Genomic DNA, 15,858 nt, shown 5'->3' on the forward strand with positions numbered 1-15,858 from the left:
CGCGGCCGGCACCGCCCCGCTCAACTCACCCCCGCAGCCCCAGCGACCGCTTCAGGAAGTCCACTTGGAGCAGCAGCAGATTCTCCGCCACCTGCTCCTGCGGCGTCATGTGCGTCACCCCGCTGAGCGGCAGCACCTCGTGCGGCCGCCCCGCCGAGAGCAGCGCCGACGACAGCCTGAGCGCGTGCGCGACCACCACGTTGTCGTCGGCCAGACCATGGATGATCATCATCGGCCGGGCCTCGTCAGCGGCCTCGGAGAGTCCCTCGTCCGTCAGCACCGAGTTGTGCGCGTACACCTCCGGCTGCTTCGCCGGATCGCCGAGATAGCGCTCGGTGTAGTGGGTGTCGTACAGCCGCTGGTCGGTCACCGGCGCGCCCACCACCGCGGCATGGAAGACGTCCGGCCGGCGCAGCACGGCCAGCGCCGCCAGATATCCGCCGAACGACCAGCCACGGATCGCCACCTTGCCGAGGTCCAGCGGGAACTTCCCGGCGAGTGCGTGCAGCGCCTCGATCTGGTCGTCCACGGTGAGGACGAGATTGTTCTTGACGGCCTTCTCCCAGGCCGGCGAACGCCCCGGTGCGCCCCGGCCGTCCGCGACGACCACCGCGAAACCCTGGTCGGCGAACCACTGTGACGTCAGATGCGGATTGTGGGCGGCGAGCACCCGTCGGCCGTGCGGCCCGCCGTACGGGTCCATCAGTACAGGAAGGGGACCGTCCGACTCTTTGTACCCATCGGGGAGCAGCACGGCGCACGGAATTCGCCGTGCGCCCCCCTCGGTGAGACGGACCCGCGCCGACAGAACCGGCTCCTCGGCGAAGCTCGCCACGGTGGCGATCCGCTTGCCGTCCCGCAGGACCTCGGCACGGGCCCCCGGCCGCTCCAGGGAGTGGGAGACCAGCACCGTCACCGCGCCCGCGCGGACGGCCGAATGCACCCCGGCCCCTTCGGAGACCCGTTCGATGCCCAGCTCGTTGACCCGGTACACATGGCTCTCGCCGATCTCCGGCTCCGCGGCCTCCTCGCCCGCCGACGCCGACACCAGGACATCCGAATCACCGATGTCCAGGACCGCCTGGAGCTGCAACTGCGCCCCGGTCAGCAGCCGGTCGCCGACCGCGAGCACCCGCGCCCCGCCCTCGTCCGCGATCCGCACGAGCCGCCCGTCCGGTGCCCAGGCGGGCACACCGGGGAAGATTTCCAGCCAGACCGGGTCCTCGTCGACGTGCACCGTCCGGGTCCTGCCGGTCTCCGGGTCCACCGCGAGGAACAGCTGACTCTGCTGGTCACGGGCCTGCACGAGAATCAGCGGGGCCCCGGCCGACGACCAGTGCACCTGCGCCAGATACGGGTGACGCGTCCGGTCCCAGACCACTTCGGTGCGGGTGCCGTCCAGGCCCATCACGAAGAGCCGCACCTCGGCGTTGGGAGTTCCCGCCGCCGGATAGGCGACCTCGGCCGGCTTGCGGTCCGGGTGCGCGGGATCCGCGATCCACCACCGCCGCACGGGGCTGTCGTCGACCCGGGCGACCAGCAGCCGGTCCGACTCCGGCGACCACCAGAAGCCCCGCGAGCGCTGCATCTCCTCGGCCGCGATGAACTCCGCGAGGCCGTACGAGACGTTCGGCGCCTCCGGCTCCGCGAGCGCCCGATCGCCGTCGCCCCCGGCGCCCACGACGCGCAGCGCGCCCTTCGCGACGTATGCGACGAGGCGCCCGTCCGGCGACGGCCGCGGGTCGATCACCGGGCCGGGCACCGGCAGCGCCCGCGCCGTACCCGCCCGCAGCTCCGCGACGTACACCTTCCCGGAGAGCGCGAAAGCGGCCAACTCGGCCGCCGCGTCGACCGCGTAGCCGACGATCCCCGAGGAGCCCTCACGGCTGCGCTCGCGCCGGGCCCGCTCCTGGGGCGACAACCGCTCCGCCGAACCGCCCAGCAGCCTCTCGGGGTCGGCGACGACGCGCTCCTCGGGCGTACCGCCCGCGGGCAGGTCCAGCACCCACAGCCGCCCTGTCCGGTCCGTGCCGGATCCCGACCGCAGGAAGATCACCCGCTCTCCGTCGGGTGACACGGTGAACGCACGGGGGGCGCCGAGGGTGAATCGCATCGTCCTGGCGTGCTGACGCGGAAATGAGATCTTCTGCGAAGTCATGGGCCCGAACCTAGTGCCCGACCGCCCGGTCGTGCGCCCCTCGTGCTGCTGTGCCCCGATCAATGCGGTACGACGGATAGTTATGATCCGTAGCGCTCGGTGGGTATGAACCTGCTGGCTCCATGTGTGCTGCCCGTCCCGACCGTACTGATGGAGGTGAACCGCCGTGGCACTCTCGATTTCGGCGGTGGTGCTGCTGGCGATCGTCGTCTTCCTGCTGATCCGGAAATCCGGACTGAAGGGCGGACATGCGGTGGTCTGCGCACTGCTCGGTTTCTATCTCGCCAGCTCGTCCATTGCGCCCAGCATCTCGAACCTGACCACGAATGTGGCCGGCATGATCGGAAGCCTCAAGTTCTGAGCGCCGACTCGTCGACGACCGGTGCGCGGGCGTGGTCTGCCGGGGCCCGGTCGGCGGATCGGGGCCGAGGGCGCGACGCCCGGCACGGCCCCGGGGCGTTCGGCTCGTAGGGTGGTCCCCATGACGGACCATCCAGCCCGGCGTCTGCTCCTGGTGCACGCGCACCCCGACGACGAGTCGATCAACAACGGCGCCACCATGGCCAGGTATGCGGCCGAGGGTGCCCAGGTCACCCTGGTCACCTGCACGCTCGGCGAGGAGGGCGAGGTCATCCCGCCCGAACTCGCCCATCTCGCGGCGGACCGGGACGACACCCTGGGCCCCCACCGCCGGGGTGAACTCGCCGCGGCGATGAAGGAGCTCGGGGTCACCGACCACCGGCTCCTCGGCGGCCCCGGCCGCTTCCGCGACTCCGGAATGATGGGCGCCGAGCAGAACCACCGTCCCGGCGCCTTCTGGAACGCGGACGTGGACGACGCCGCCGGGTACCTCGTGGAGGTGATCCGCTCGGTGCGTCCGCAGGTCCTCGTCACCTACGACCCCGAAGGCGGGTACGGACACCCCGACCACATCCAGGCCCACCGTGTCGCGATGCGCGCCGCGGAACTCGCCGCCGACCCCGCGTACCGCCCCGGACCGGACGCCCCGCACACCGTCGCCAAGATCTACTGGAACCGGGTGCCGCGCTCGGTCGTCGAGGAGGGCTTCGCGCGCCTGCGGGACACGGCGCCGGACGCCTTCCCGGGGATCGCCGCCATCGACGACGTACCGGGTGTGGTCGACGACGCGAGGATCACCGCGCGGATCGACGGCTCGGCCCATGCCGCGGCCAAGAGCGCGGCGATGCGGGCCCATGTCACGCAGATCGCCGTGGACGGCCCCTTCTTCGCCCTCTCCAACGATCTCGGCCAGCCCGTCCTCACCACCGAGTACTACGAGTTGGTGCGCGGCGCCTCCGGAGCCCCGCGGGGGGCACGCGAGGACGACCTGTTCGCCGGCGTACCGGGAGCGGAGCGATGAGCGACGGCAAGCAGCGCGCACCGCGCCCCGGGGCGCCTTCCGGGGGTGTCCCGGCGACCGGCCTGGCCGCCCCCCTCAACCCCGGGCGGATCGCCGCCTACGTGGGCCTGGCCGTCCTCGGCGCGCTCGTCGGGATCGCCGGGGCGCTCGTCCAGGCCGCGTGGTTCCCCGCCGGACTGCTGCTCGCGCTGCTCGCCTGCGCCGGGCTGTTCTACGGCGGGCGCCGCGTCTTCGACACCCAGCTCGGTGCTCTGACACCCGCGGCGGGCTGGCTGATTTCGGTCGTTCTGCTGCTCGGTGGGCGGCCGGAGGGCGACTATGTCTTCGGCGACGAGCTGGGCCTCACCCTCTTCATGCTCGGCGGGATGGCCGTCGCTGTGATCTGTGCCACCATGTCGCGGTCGCCCCGACCGGGCGCCGACAGCGGCCGACCTGGCAAGTAATGTGCCACGTCCGATCCCGTAATGCCCCTTGTCCGTTCGTCGGTCATGCGGTCGTTTCCCCCGGTCGCGGGGTGTCTGTCGGCCGCGGCCAGTATGGTGGTTCGCGCGCCGAGCCGTCCCCTGGCCTGCGGCATGGGGGAAGTACGGGCGGTGGAGCCAATCGGGAGAACCTGCTTTGAGTCGTGAAACTGACAGTTCGTCCTCCGGGCCCCAGGGGCGCGGAGGAGCCGCGTACCCCTCGGGGACGCCGCCGTACGGATCCCGCCAGTATCCGTCGCTGCACCCTTCGCAGGACGCCCCGGAGGGGGCCCCGGAGCCTGCGGACCCGCCTCAGTCCGAAGAACCGAGGACCGAGACGACGCTGACGACGCGCATCCGGATCAACATCCCGGGCTCGCGTCCCATCCCGCCCGTGGTCATGCGTACGCCCATGAGCGAAGCCGACACCGCCGACGCCGAGCGCACGGGCACCATCCCGCGCCCCGGCCCGCCCGCGCCGAACGGTACGTCGGACGCCTCCGACGCCGCACCGGGCGCCGAGGCGGCGGCCGGTCCGGCGACCACGGAACCGGGTGCCGAGAAGCCGGCCAGGGAGAAGAGCGGCAGCGACTGGTTCGCCCCGCGCAAGGCCCCCACGAACACCTCGGTCATCGGCACCGGCGGCGCGCCGGGTGGCGCCGACGGTGCCAAGAGCGCCACGCCTGCCCCGCCCCGCCCCGACCTGCCGTACTTCTCGGACGGTCCGCAGCGCACGGGCGGCCAGGACGCGCCCGGCGCCGGCGGCAGCGCCCTGGACGAGTTCGGCGCGGGCGGCTCGCGCCCCACGCCGAACCTCGGAGTGCGTACGCCGGGCCCGTCGGGTCCCACCACGGGCCCGGTCACCGGCACCTCGTCCCTCACCCCGAATCTCGACGGACCGGGCGCACCGGGCTCCGGCGGTCCCGCGGGCCCGCAGGGTTCAGGCGCCCCCGGTGGCACGCCCCCGCGGATGTCCGACGACACGGCGGTGCTGACGCCCCAGTTCGCGGCCCCGGCCGCCGCCGGGCCGGGCGGCAACGTCTCCGGTGACACGCTCACCAGCGGCATCCCCGTCGTTCCGCCGGAGCACCGTTCCCCGTCCCCGTTCGCGGGCGGCCCCGGCGGCGGACGTCCCGATCTGACGCCCCGTATCGCGGACGACGCGATGGGCACCGGCCCGGCGGGGCCCGGCGGTCCGGCCGCTCCGTCGCCGGCCCCCGCCGCCCCGCGCCCCGCCCCGGCACCCGCGCCCGCGAAGAAGGGCCGCTCCAAGCTGGTCCTCCTGTGCGCGGGCATCGTCGGTCTGCTCGGTGTCGCGTACGGCGCCGGGCTGCTGATGAACCACTCCGACGTCCCCAAGGGCACCACCGTCCTCGGCGTCGACATCGGCGGCGGCACGAAGGACGACGGCGTCGCGAAGCTGGACGCCGCTCTCGGCAAGCGCGCCGTGGCACCCCTCCAGCTGTCGGTGGACGGCAAGAACACCGAGCTCGCACCGGACAAGGCCGGGCTCGGCCTGGACAGCCAGGCGACCGTGCGGTCCGCCGCGGGCAGCGACTACAACCCGGTCTCCGTCATCGGGTCCCTCTTCGGCGGCAAGCGCGTCGTCGACCCGGTGATCCCGGTCGACGAGGAGAAGCTCGGTGTCGCGCTGGCGGACCTGGCGGGAGTCTCCGGCTCGGCCAACGACGGCACGATCAAGTTCGAGCCGGGCAAGGCCGTCGCCGTACCCGGCAAGTCGGGCAAGACGCTGGACGTCAAGCGCTCGATGATCTCGGTGCGTGACGCGTACCGGGCCCAGGTGCAGACCGGCAAGGCGGCCACCGTCCAACTGCCCGTCGCCACCCGTGAGCCGACGATCGACCAGGCGGAACTGGACCGGGCGATGAAGGAGTTCGCGAAGCCCGCGATGTCCGGTCTGGTCACGATCAAGGCCGGTCCCAAGCAGATCCAGTTCGGCCCGGCCAGGTCGCTGCCGCAGATCCTCACGATGGTGCCGGTCAACGGCCGGCTGGTCGAGCACTACGACAAGAAGGCCATCGACACCCTGTGCGACGGTGTCTTCAACGGCATCATGATCACCAAGGGCGACGGCAAGCAGCACCAGCTCAGTGCGGACGATGTGGCGCATGCCATGCAGACCGCGCTGCTCGGCAGGACCACCGCCGAGCGGACGGCCACGATCGACCTGAACGGCAACGGATAACCGCCCCCCACCAGCGGCGAACAGCACCCCACCCGCCCCGCCCCCGCCCGGATCTCCGGGCGGGGGCGGGGCCGTGTGCGTGTGCGGATCCCTGTGCGTGCGCGGCGGCCGCGTTCCGATGACGGGGCCGTGGTCACACGCGGGCCCGGCCACGGAGTCATGCGCTCGGCATGACATCTGTCATCCCGAATCCACGATCGGCGACCCTGCCGGGCGGACCCCTGCCTCCGCCACGCTGGACGCATGACAACGACAACAACCGAGGCCACCGGGGCGAAGACCGCCGCGGTCCGCTTCGATCGGGTCAGCAAGGCGTACGGAGCGGTGCGTGCCGTCGACGGGCTCACCCTCGACCTGCATCCCGGCGAGACCGTGGCGCTCCTCGGCCCCAACGGCGCCGGGAAGTCCTCCACCCTGGATCTGCTGCTCGGACTGCGCACCGCCGACTCCGGCTCGGTCCGGGTCTTCGGCACCACCCCGCAGAACGCCATCGCCGCGGGCCGTGTCGGCGCGATGCTGCAGACCGGCGGCCTGATGGAGGACGTCAAGGTCGAGGAACTGGTCCGCCTCGCCTGTGATCTGCATCCCAGGCCCTACCCGGTGGGCGAGGTGCTGTCGCGTGCCGGCATCGCGCAGATCGCCGACCGCATGGTCAACAAGCTCTCCGGCGGCCAGGAGCAGCGCGTACGGTTCGCGCTCGCCACCGCCGGGGCCAACGACCTGATCGTCCTCGACGAGCCGACCACCGGCATGGACGTTACCGCGCGCCAGGCCTTCTGGGCCACGATGCGCGAGCAGGCCGAGCAGGGCCGCACCGTCCTGTTCGCCACCCACTACCTCGAAGAGGCCGACGCGATCGCCGACCGTGTCCTCGTCCTCCACAAGGGCCGTCTGCTGGCCGACGGGACCGCCGCCGAGATCAAGGCGAAGGCCGGGGCCCGCCGGATCTCCTTCGAGCTGGACGGCCCGGTCGACGAAGCGGCCCTGCGCGGACTGCCGTTCCTCGCCACGCTCGACATCACCGGCAACCGGGTCCGTATCCAGTCGCACGATGCCGACGCGACCGTCCACGCGGTCTACGGGCTCGGTCTCTACCCGCGCGAACTCGAAGTCGCGGGACTCGGCCTGGAGCAGGCCTTCGTAGCCATCACCGAGGCCGAGGAGGCCAGGACCGCATGCTGAATTTCTTTTCGTGGGCACTCATCAGGCTCGAAGTGACCCGTACCCTGCGGAACAAGAAGTTCATGTTCTTCTCGGTCATCTACCCCTCGGTGATCTATCTGCTGATCTCCGGGACCCGGAACACCAGCGACGTGGTCCCGCACACCGATCTCACCTTCCAGGCGTTCTTCATGGTCTCGATGGCCTCCTTCGGCGCGCTGACCGCCGTCCTCATGGGCAACAGCGAACGCATCGCGAAGGAACGCGAGAAGGGCTGGGTCCGCCAGCTCCGGCTCACCGCACTGCCCAGCCGGGGCTACGTCCTGGCGAAGATCGCCAGCGCGGCGATGGTCACGCTGCCCTGCATCGTGGTCGTCTTCCTGGTCGCCGCCGCCGTCAAGCACGTACGGGTGGAGACCTGGCAGTGGTTCGCGCTGGCCGGGGTCATCTGGGCCGGTTCACTGGTGTTCGCCGCGCTCGGGGTCGCCATCGGCTACATCGCCAGCGGTGACGCGGTCCGCCCGATCACGATGATCATCTACTTCGGTCTCTCCATCCTCGGCGGTCTGTGGATGCCGAGCGCCACCTTCCCGGGGTGGCTCCAGCGCATCTCCGAATGGCTGCCCACGCACGCGTACGCTTCTCTCGGTCAGGCGATCGAGATGGGCGGATCGCCGCACGCCAAGGACGTCGCCATCCTCTGCGTCTACTTCCTGGTCTTCGCGGGCGGGGCGGCCTGGCTCTACCGGAAGGACACCCTGAAGGCGTGAACGACGACGAGACGTCCGTGGGCATCGGGAGCCCGCCGACGCGACGCCGGCAGGTCTGGATCAAGCTGCTCTGGATCGGTGTCTGGCTCGCGTTCATGAGCGCCCCCGTCAAGGACCTCATCGACGGCGACCACCCCGCGTGGGCGACGGCGCTCGGCACCTTCGGTCTGGTGGTGTTCGTCGCGGCGTACCTCGTGCTGGTCTTCCGCCAGACGGCGAAGGCCCTGGACCGGCGCCTCGTCCATTCCGCGATCGCCTTCCTGGGCACCCTCGCCGCCGTCCTCTCCCTGACGCTCGGCAGCGCGTGGCTGGTCCTCTTCGTGTACGTCGCGGTCTCCGTCGGCGCCACCATGCCGTTGCGGACCGCCCGCTGGCTGATCCCCGCCGTCACCGCCGTCCTGGTCGGGATCGGCCTGACCGGCAACCACCCCCGGGAGCTCATCACCGCCCTGGTCTTCCCCGCGCTGCTGGGCGGGTTCGCGATGACCGGCGTACGGCAGCTGATCCGTACGACGGTCCAGTTGCGGGAGGCCCGCGCGACCGTCGCCCAGCTCGCCGCCAACGAGGAGCGGCTCAGGCTCGCCCGCGATCTGCACGATCTGCTCGGCCACTCGCTCTCGCTCATCACGCTCAAGAGCGAGCTGGCCGGGCGGATGCTCCCCGACCACCCGGAGCAGGCGGCGGCCCAGGTCGCGGACATCGAACAGGTCAGCCGTCAGGCCCTGGTCGACGTACGCAGCGCCGTCACCGGCTACCGCCGGCCGACCCTCCCCGGCGAGCTGGCCGGAGCCCGTACCGCCCTCGCCGCCGCGGGCATCACCGCGGACGTACCGGCCGAGGCCCCCGACGACCTCTCCGAGAAGCCGGAGGAGGTGCTCGCCTGGGCGCTGCGGGAAGCCGTCACCAATGTCGTACGTCACAGCGAGGCCCGGCACTGCACGGTCACCCTCGCCCCGCGTCAGACCCTCGACGGCAGGGTCCTCGAACTCACCGTCGCGGACGACGGCGTCGGGGCCGCGGGGACGAAGCCGGGCAACGGCCTCACCGGCATCACCGAACGCCTCGCCACGGTCGGCGGCACGCTGATCACCCGGACCGGCGGCCCCGGTGCCGGTTCCGGATCCGGTAAGGGCTTCACCCTGACCTTGAGCGTGCCGCTCCAATCCGGCCTAGGATCCACGGAATGAGCGTGATCAGACTCCTCCTCGCCGAGGACCAGTCCATGGTGCGCGAGGCCCTCGCGGCACTCCTCGGCCTGGAACCCGACATCGAGGTGGTGGCCCAGGTCGCCCGCGGGGACGAGGTGGTGGCCGCGGCGCACGAGCACCGCATCGACGTGGCGCTCCTGGACATCGAGATGCCGGGCATGACCGGCATCGACGCGGCGGCGGCCCTGCGGCGCGAACTCCCGGACGTGAAGGTCGTCGTCGTCACCACCTTCGGCCGCCCCGGCTATCTGCGCCGGGCCATGGAGTCGGGCGCCGACGCCTTTTTGGTGAAGGACGCCCCCGCGTCCCAACTGGCGGCGGCGGTGAGGAAGGTGCTCGCCGGGGAGCGGGTCATCGATCCCACGCTCGCGGCGGCGGCGCTCGCCGACGGGGCGAGCCCGCTCACCGACCGCGAACGCGACGTGCTGCGCACGGCGGCGGACGGCTCCACCAACGCGGAGATCGCGGCCGCGCTCCACCTCTCGCAGGGGACGGTCCGCAACTACCTCTCCATGGCGATCCAGAAGATGGCGGCCCGCAACAGGGCCGAGGCGGTCCGCATCGCCCGCGAGAAGGGCTGGCTGTAGCGACGTGCCGGGGCCCGGCCGCCGTCTTCGCGGATCCCGGGGGCGACAGCCCGGTGCGACGGCGTACGCGGGCCCCGGCCGCTGTCACCGCGACCGGGGCCCGCTCCGCCCCCTGGCAGGCGGGACTTTCGAAGCACGCCCTAGGGGAAGGACACCACCTTCGACGGGACGGTGCTCGTCCCGGACGTGGGAGATCCGGTGTCGTTGATGACGTGCTCGTACTGTCCCTGACCACCGAGCGAGACCACCAGCAGATCGTGGAACCTCACGCCCGGCTTCACCGGCACCTCGAAACCGTGGTCCTGACGGATCGTCGGGTCGACGTTGTAGTAGCAATAGCTGCCCAGACCCCAGCCCTCGTGGGTGGTGACGGAGTCGTCGACCTTGTAGGCGGCGAACCCTTTGATGCTGCCGTTCTGGACGGCGGCCTGGTTCGGGGCGTCGTACGCCTTCTCGTTCTGGAAGAAGATCGTCCGGCCGTTCTCGCCGGCCCACTCCACGTCGTACTTGTTGAAGTGCTCCACGAACAGCCCGGTGGCCAGCACGTTGTCACCGTTGACCCGGAGCCCGTAGTCCGCCCGGTTGGTCTCCCAGCCGACGCCGTCGCCGTGGTCGGCGCGCCACAGCCAGGTGTGGTCGATGAGCGTGTCGTTGCTGTTCACGACGATGCCGGTGGTCGCCCTGCCGGGCCCGGCGCCGCCGATGCGTACGAACACGTCCTGGAGCGATGTGGGGTTGGCGGCATGACCGGCGGACGCGCCGTCGGGGCCGACCTCGATCAGCCTGTCGGAGTCGACCGGACCCGCGTCGACGAGCAGTCCGGCCAGCTTCACGCCGTCCACGTCGCCGACCTCGATGGCCGTGACGCCGTTGTCCGGGACGATGGTCGCGAGCCCCAGGCCGAGGACGACCGTGTCGGCACGGTCGATCTCGATGGGCCGGTCGACGTGGTAGACGCCGGGCGTGAAGAGCAGATGCAGCCCCTGCCGCACGGCCGCGTTGATGGTGGCGGCGCTCGCTCCCGGCTTCACCACGTAGAACCGTTCCAGCGGGATCGACTCGCCCTGCGGCGTGCCGTTGCCCCATGAAGTGCCGCGCGCGTTGGTGCGTTTGGCCGGTACGAACACCTTGTACGCGTCGCCGTCGAGGTACAGGAACGGCTTCTCGCGCGAGACGGGCGTGGTGTCGAGCGTGGTGTACGGAGGCTCCGGGAAGCTCTGCGCGGGCGCGCCCTCGACGCCCGAGAACGTCATGTTCCAGACGCCGTTGAGCCAGCCGCCGACCGAACTGTCCCGGGTGTACCACTGCTGCTGCGAGTAGGGGCGGACCTGGCCGTCGATCCTGCTGTCGGCGATGTAGCCGCCACTGGCCCAGCCGTACCCGGCAGGTGCCAGATTCAGCCCGCCCCTGACATGCATGCGACGGAACGGAGCGGCCTGGGACACGGCCCAACGGTCGGTGCCGTTCACCGGGTTGAGCGCCAGGTTCTCCGCCGAACGCCAGAAGTTCTGTGTGGCGTTCCCGTTGAACCAGCCGGCGTCCACCGTCACATCACCGTTGAACGTGGTGTCGTCCGGGTTCAGTCCCAGACCGGCGATCGAGGTGTAGAAGCCGATCTGCGCATTGATGTTGTCGTACGTGCCGGGCTTGAACAGCAGCGCGTAGCGGCCGTCACCGAACTGGGCCGACTCCTGCTTCCTGAACACGTCGTCGACCTTGGCCTGGATGCCGGGTGTGGCGGGATCGAAGACCATGACGTTGGGCCCGAGATCGCCGCCGCCCGCGAGGGGCGCCGCATCCTGGCCGAACGCGGTCCGGGCGGTGGGAACGGTCATGAGGAGCGCGACGGCGAGCGCGGCGAACCCGAGTGTCCGGGCACGGCGGCGCGGAGGTGCTGTGGGGGGAGCATGCATGAGAACACTTCTCCTGAGTCGTGGTAGAGGTGCACGACAGTCGGTTGGAGAGCGCTCTGAGAGCGCTCTCCAACGGTTCTCGATGGTTCCGCTGTTGTGCAGGACACGTCAAGAGGTGTGCGGAGAAGGGCTTGAAGGATCGGGTTGAGCACAACAATTGACGCCAGGAGAAAGAGGTTTGACCCGTTCTGTGCTCAGTTCGCCAGACTCATGACTTCGGGAACTGGTGCTCCAGCAGCCAGTCCATCGCCTGCGTGCCGGAGTTGAGCACCGAGACATGTCCGTCCTCGGGGCGCCGCCACAGTTCGGCCGCCCCGCAGTGCCGTGCGAGCCACTCGCCGTGCGAGGCGGGCACGATCCGGTCGAGGCCACCGTGCAGGACGAGGGTGGGCGCGGTCACCTGCGCCGGGGCGAATCCCCAGGGACGGACATACGCCAGGTCGTCGTCGACCATCCCGCCGATGCCGTTCTCCAGCCCCCTCGCGGCCACTGCGCCGAGCCAGGACCACGGGCCGTCGAGCGCCGCGTGATCGGCCGGGGTGAACACCTCGGGGTCGAACTCGGCGGACGACAGGAGTTCCTCCAGCGCCGCACGCCCTCGGGCCGCGGCATGCAGCTCGTCCGCTCCGGAGGGTGCCATGCCCGCGAACCAGTCGAGCCCCTCGGCGTCGAACGGCGCCGGCCCCGCCACGCCGACCGCGCCCACGACCCGCTCGGGCAGCAGCGCGGCACAGGCGAGCGCGTGCGGGCCGCCTCCGGAAGCTCCCATGACCGCGAACCGGTCGATGCCCAGGTCGTCGGCGATCGCCGCCACATCCGCGGCGGCGGACGCGATGTCCCGGCCCGGAAGGGGGGTCGAACCGCCGTAGCCGGGCCGGTCGTAGGACACCCAGCGCACACCCCGCTCGGCGGCGGCCCGGAACAGGGGCTCGGGCGGTGCGCCGATGTTCGGTGTGCCGTGATGCCAGAAGACCGCGAGGCCGCCCTCGGCCCCCTCGGCGCGGGCGTCGTAGACATGCAGCGTGCGGCCGTCGCGCAGTACGAGATCGTTCTCCGTCACCGTCAGCATGCGCCGAGCCTACTGACCGCCGCTGACAGGCTCGTACGTGCGGGGGCGCGCACCACCGCACGGTGAGGCCGTCAGTCCGTCAGCGTCTCGCTGAAACGGGACGGGCCGACGGGGGCGCCGAGCGTGGCCGCGCCGAACGAGACGGAGCCCTTGGCGACGATGCCGGTGGCGTCCGTACGGAAGATCCACAGAGCGCCCCTGCTGCTGTTCTCCGTGGGGTCGCCGACCACCAGCTCCGCACGTCCGTCGCCGTCGTAGTCGCCCGGCGCGGTGGCCTCGCCGAACCGGTCGCCCGCCTCCGCGACACCCGGGACCCCGGCCGTGTACTGGCCGAACTCCTTGGAGCCCGCGCCGCTCACACCCTTCGGGCCGCCCTTGAGGACCAGGACCCGGCCGGCGTCCGCGATGCCGTTGATCTTCTCGCCCGGCAGCCCCGTGGCGATGTCGGGGTAGCCGTCGCCGTTCGTGTCGCCGAGGGCGATGTTGTCGCCCATCCGGTCGTGGTACTCGGCCTTGCCCGACACGCCCTCGGTGTCCTGGTTGATCCAGACCGGCTTGCGGACGGTGCTCCGTCCCTCGGGCCCGCCGTACGAGACGAAGAGCGCACCGCCCTTCTTCGCCGGGGTGTCCGCCTGGGACCACTCGTCGCCGCGCCCGATGACGATGTCCCCGTGGCCGTCCTTGTCCAGGTCGGCCATGCCCACGGAGGTGCCGCCCACGCCCGCCCCGTCCGCGTCCTTGATCTCCACCGGCGCGGAGAATCCGCGTCGGCCGCCGGTCAGCAGGTACGTGTGCTGCTGCCACGGGTCGGACGGGCCGAAGCCGAGAATCACCAGATCGCCCACGCCGTCGCCGGTCACGTCACCGATGGCGATGGCCGAGGTGTCGAGCACGTCCGTGCCGTCGACCGTGAACGAGCTGACCCGGCTCCACCGGCCGGTGCGGCTGACCGGACCGTGCAGCACATGGCCACCGCGCCGCACGTCGCCCACGGCGATGTCGGCGATGCCGTCGCCGTCGACGTCGCCCACGGCCAGATCGCCGGTCGCGTCACCCTGGTCGCCCGGAACGGGCGCGAGTACCGTGGCGTTCTTCGAAAGGCCCGATGCGCCGCCCCAGTTGACGGCCAGAACCGTGCCCTTGTCGCCGTCGGGCGTGGTCGCCCAGAGCCGGCCGACCAGATCCGCGTAACCGTCACCGTTCAGATCGGCGCTGCGCAGACTCGTGCCGTATCGCGCGTCCGCCGGGTTGTTGATACCGGAGCGGTCCGGCCAGGTCAGAATCTGCTTGCGGGCGGAGGACAGGCCGCCGGGGCCGCCGAAGAGAACGCTCACGGCGCCGGCGCCCTCCGCCTTGCCGACGGTGGCCATGGGAGCGCCCACGGCGACGTCCGGATAGCCGTCACCATTGAAGTCGTCGTGCAGACGCTTGGTGCTCGGCTTGCTCGCCGCGGGGGTGGTCGGCTCTGTCGTGGCGTGGCCGAGGGGCGCCGCGACGGCTCCGGCGACCAGGGCGATGCCGGTCGCGATCGCCAGGCGGCGTCGGTGGGAGAGTACGGGCACGTCGCTCAACTCCGTTGCTCATGAGGCCGGTCGGGGCGGCAGGAACTCGGGTTCCTGCCGCCCCGTACGACCTCACGGCCCGGCGGATGGTTGTATCCCGGCGCCCGGCCGCAGACCGGCCGTCAGCCGCTCTTGGGGGATTCGAGGTGGGCGAAGGCCACCACGTTGTCCTCGTAGTCCTTGACCTTCTTGTTGTACGGGCCACCGCAGGTGATCAGACGCAGCTGGGCGGACGGGGTGTCGGCGTAGACGCGCTTGTCGGGGAAGTTCGCCTTGCTGAACGTCTCGACGGTGTCGACCTTGAACGTGGCGATCGAGCCGTCGGCGCGGGTGATGTTGACCGAGGAGCCCGGCTTGAGGAACTGAAGCTGCAGGAACACGGCCGGACCCGTCTTCGTGTCGACGTGGCCCGCCACGATCGAGGCGCCGCGCTCGCCGGGGGTGACGCCGTCCTTGAACCAGCCCACGAGGTTGGGGTCGGCGGCGGGCGGCGGGTTCAGCCGGCCGTCGGCGCCGATGCCCAGGTCGGTGAAGGGCGCGTTGACGGCGATGGACGGGATCTGCAGCCGGGTGGGGGCCGAACGCGCCATCGCCGGGCCGACGGGCGGCTCCGACGGGGTGACGGGAGGCGGCGCGGCATGGGAGCCGAGGATCTCGGGTGCGGGCATGGCGGGCGTGACGGCGGCGGGCGGGGGCGGCGCTTTGTCGTCGACCGAGGTGCCGAAGGAGTTGTAGATGAGGAGCATGCCGAGCCCGGCTGTCACGGCGGGCCACATCAAGGCGCGGCCTAGTGTGGTTCCGGGGGCGGTCCGGGTGGGGGTGGAACCGGGCGACTGCGGCGCGGCCATGGGAACGTGCCTTTCACTTGCGCGGTGTCGGAGGAGGGGGAGCTGGAGCTCGGCCGGTGTCGGCCGGTGTCGACCGGTCGGGAAACGAAGGCGCCGCGGCCGCCGCCCCGGGGGACGACGGCCGCGACAGTGTGATGACCGGCTGAGGTCTGGGCCCGGTCAGGCGAGCGCGCCACCCGACGACTGACGGCGGCGCAGCTTGTACGCGCCGACGCCGACGCCACCGAGCAGCAGCGCCGAACCGGCGGCCAGGCCGCCACCGGTCATCGCCATCCCGCCGCCACCGGCGTGGACACCGCCACGCGGCTTGCCCTCGCCACGGCCGCCGCGACCACCCTCGTCGCCGCCGCGCCCGCCGCCGTAGTCGCCGCCGCGGCCGCCCTCGTCGTCGCCACGGCCGCCGCCGTAGTCGCCGCCGCGGCCGCCCTCGTCGTCGCCGCGACCGCCCTCGTCGTCGCGACCGCCCTCGTCGCCGCCGCGGCCGCCTTCGTCGCTGGTGGTGACCCGGGCCATGAAGCCGCCACCGGCGTGGAC

At 71.7% G+C, this 15,858-nt stretch carries 13 protein-coding genes and 1 pseudogene; 8 read left to right on the forward strand and 6 right to left on the reverse strand.

Features of this window, described 5'->3' with window-relative positions; genetic code table 11:
* Positions 1–25: 25 nt before the first annotated feature.
* Positions 26–2,158, reverse strand: a complete 2,133-nt coding sequence (locus ACIQCZ_RS04695; protein WP_402279720.1) for a prolyl oligopeptidase family serine peptidase — start codon at positions 2,156–2,158, stop codon at positions 26–28.
* Between the two features lie 166 nt (positions 2,159–2,324).
* Here ACIQCZ_RS04695 and ACIQCZ_RS04700 point away from each other — a divergent pair, with 166 nt between their 5' ends.
* The 8 genes from ACIQCZ_RS04700 to ACIQCZ_RS04735 all read left to right on the forward strand — a co-directional run bounded on the left by ACIQCZ_RS04700 (position 2,325) and on the right by ACIQCZ_RS04735 (position 9,932).
* A complete protein-coding gene (locus ACIQCZ_RS04700) occupies positions 2,325–2,519 on the forward strand; it encodes a hypothetical protein (protein WP_093896879.1) in 195 nt (64 codons plus the stop codon).
* Positions 2,520–2,639: 120 nt separating this feature from the next.
* On the forward strand, positions 2,640–3,539 hold the full coding sequence (mshB, locus tag ACIQCZ_RS04705; RefSeq protein ID WP_402279722.1) for an N-acetyl-1-D-myo-inositol-2-amino-2-deoxy-alpha-D-glucopyranoside deacetylase: 900 nt from the start codon (positions 2,640–2,642) through the stop codon (positions 3,537–3,539).
* Entirely contained in the window at positions 3,536–3,982 is a 447-nt protein-coding gene (locus ACIQCZ_RS04710; RefSeq protein WP_402279724.1) for a DUF6113 family protein, read from the forward strand. Before mshB ends, ACIQCZ_RS04710 begins: the two co-directional genes overlap by 4 nt.
* 430 nt (positions 3,983–4,412) lie before the next feature.
* Complete coding sequence (locus ACIQCZ_RS04715) at positions 4,413–6,206, forward strand: hypothetical protein (protein WP_402279726.1); 1,794 nt, start codon at positions 4,413–4,415, stop codon at positions 6,204–6,206.
* A gap of 243 nt (positions 6,207–6,449) precedes the next feature.
* The gene (locus ACIQCZ_RS04720) at positions 6,450–7,388 is read left to right on the forward strand and encodes an ABC transporter ATP-binding protein (protein ID WP_402279729.1); all 939 of its coding nucleotides are present in this window, start codon (positions 6,450–6,452) and stop codon (positions 7,386–7,388) included.
* Positions 7,382–8,137 (forward strand): ABC transporter permease, encoded by a 756-nt coding sequence (locus ACIQCZ_RS04725; RefSeq protein WP_402279731.1) that lies wholly within the window; start codon positions 7,382–7,384, stop codon positions 8,135–8,137. Before ACIQCZ_RS04720 ends, ACIQCZ_RS04725 begins: the two co-directional genes overlap by 7 nt.
* Complete coding sequence (locus tag ACIQCZ_RS04730) at positions 8,134–9,324, forward strand: sensor histidine kinase (RefSeq protein ID WP_402279733.1); 1,191 nt, start codon at positions 8,134–8,136, stop codon at positions 9,322–9,324. Before ACIQCZ_RS04725 ends, ACIQCZ_RS04730 begins: the two co-directional genes overlap by 4 nt.
* On the forward strand, positions 9,321–9,932 hold the full coding sequence (locus tag ACIQCZ_RS04735; protein ID WP_402279734.1) for a response regulator: 612 nt from the start codon (positions 9,321–9,323) through the stop codon (positions 9,930–9,932). The genes ACIQCZ_RS04730 and ACIQCZ_RS04735 overlap by 4 nt, the downstream gene beginning before the upstream one ends.
* 140 nt (positions 9,933–10,072) lie before the next feature.
* Here ACIQCZ_RS04735 and ACIQCZ_RS04740 read toward each other — a convergent pair whose 3' ends face one another.
* The 5 genes and pseudogenes from ACIQCZ_RS04740 to ACIQCZ_RS04760 form a co-directional block, all read right to left on the reverse strand.
* Positions 10,073–11,845, reverse strand: a complete 1,773-nt coding sequence (locus ACIQCZ_RS04740; RefSeq protein ID WP_402279736.1) for a coagulation factor 5/8 type domain-containing protein — start codon at positions 11,843–11,845, stop codon at positions 10,073–10,075.
* A gap of 208 nt (positions 11,846–12,053) precedes the next feature.
* Entirely contained in the window at positions 12,054–12,914 is an 861-nt protein-coding gene (locus tag ACIQCZ_RS04745; RefSeq protein WP_402279737.1) for an alpha/beta fold hydrolase, read from the reverse strand.
* A gap of 71 nt (positions 12,915–12,985) precedes the next feature.
* Positions 12,986–14,476: an FG-GAP-like repeat-containing protein gene (locus ACIQCZ_RS04750; RefSeq protein ID WP_402279738.1), complete on the reverse strand. Its 1,491-nt coding sequence runs from the start codon at positions 14,474–14,476 to the stop codon at positions 12,986–12,988.
* A gap of 122 nt (positions 14,477–14,598) precedes the next feature.
* A complete protein-coding gene (locus tag ACIQCZ_RS04755) occupies positions 14,599–15,324 on the reverse strand; it encodes a class F sortase (protein WP_402279739.1) in 726 nt (241 codons plus the stop codon).
* A 159-nt stretch (positions 15,325–15,483) separates the two neighbouring features.
* A pseudogene (locus ACIQCZ_RS04760) lies at positions 15,484–15,858 on the reverse strand (hypothetical protein); the annotation flags it as partial.

This window comes from Streptomyces sp. NPDC093149, from assembly GCF_044754145.1.
GTDB lineage: Bacteria > Actinomycetota > Actinomycetes > Streptomycetales > Streptomycetaceae > Streptomyces.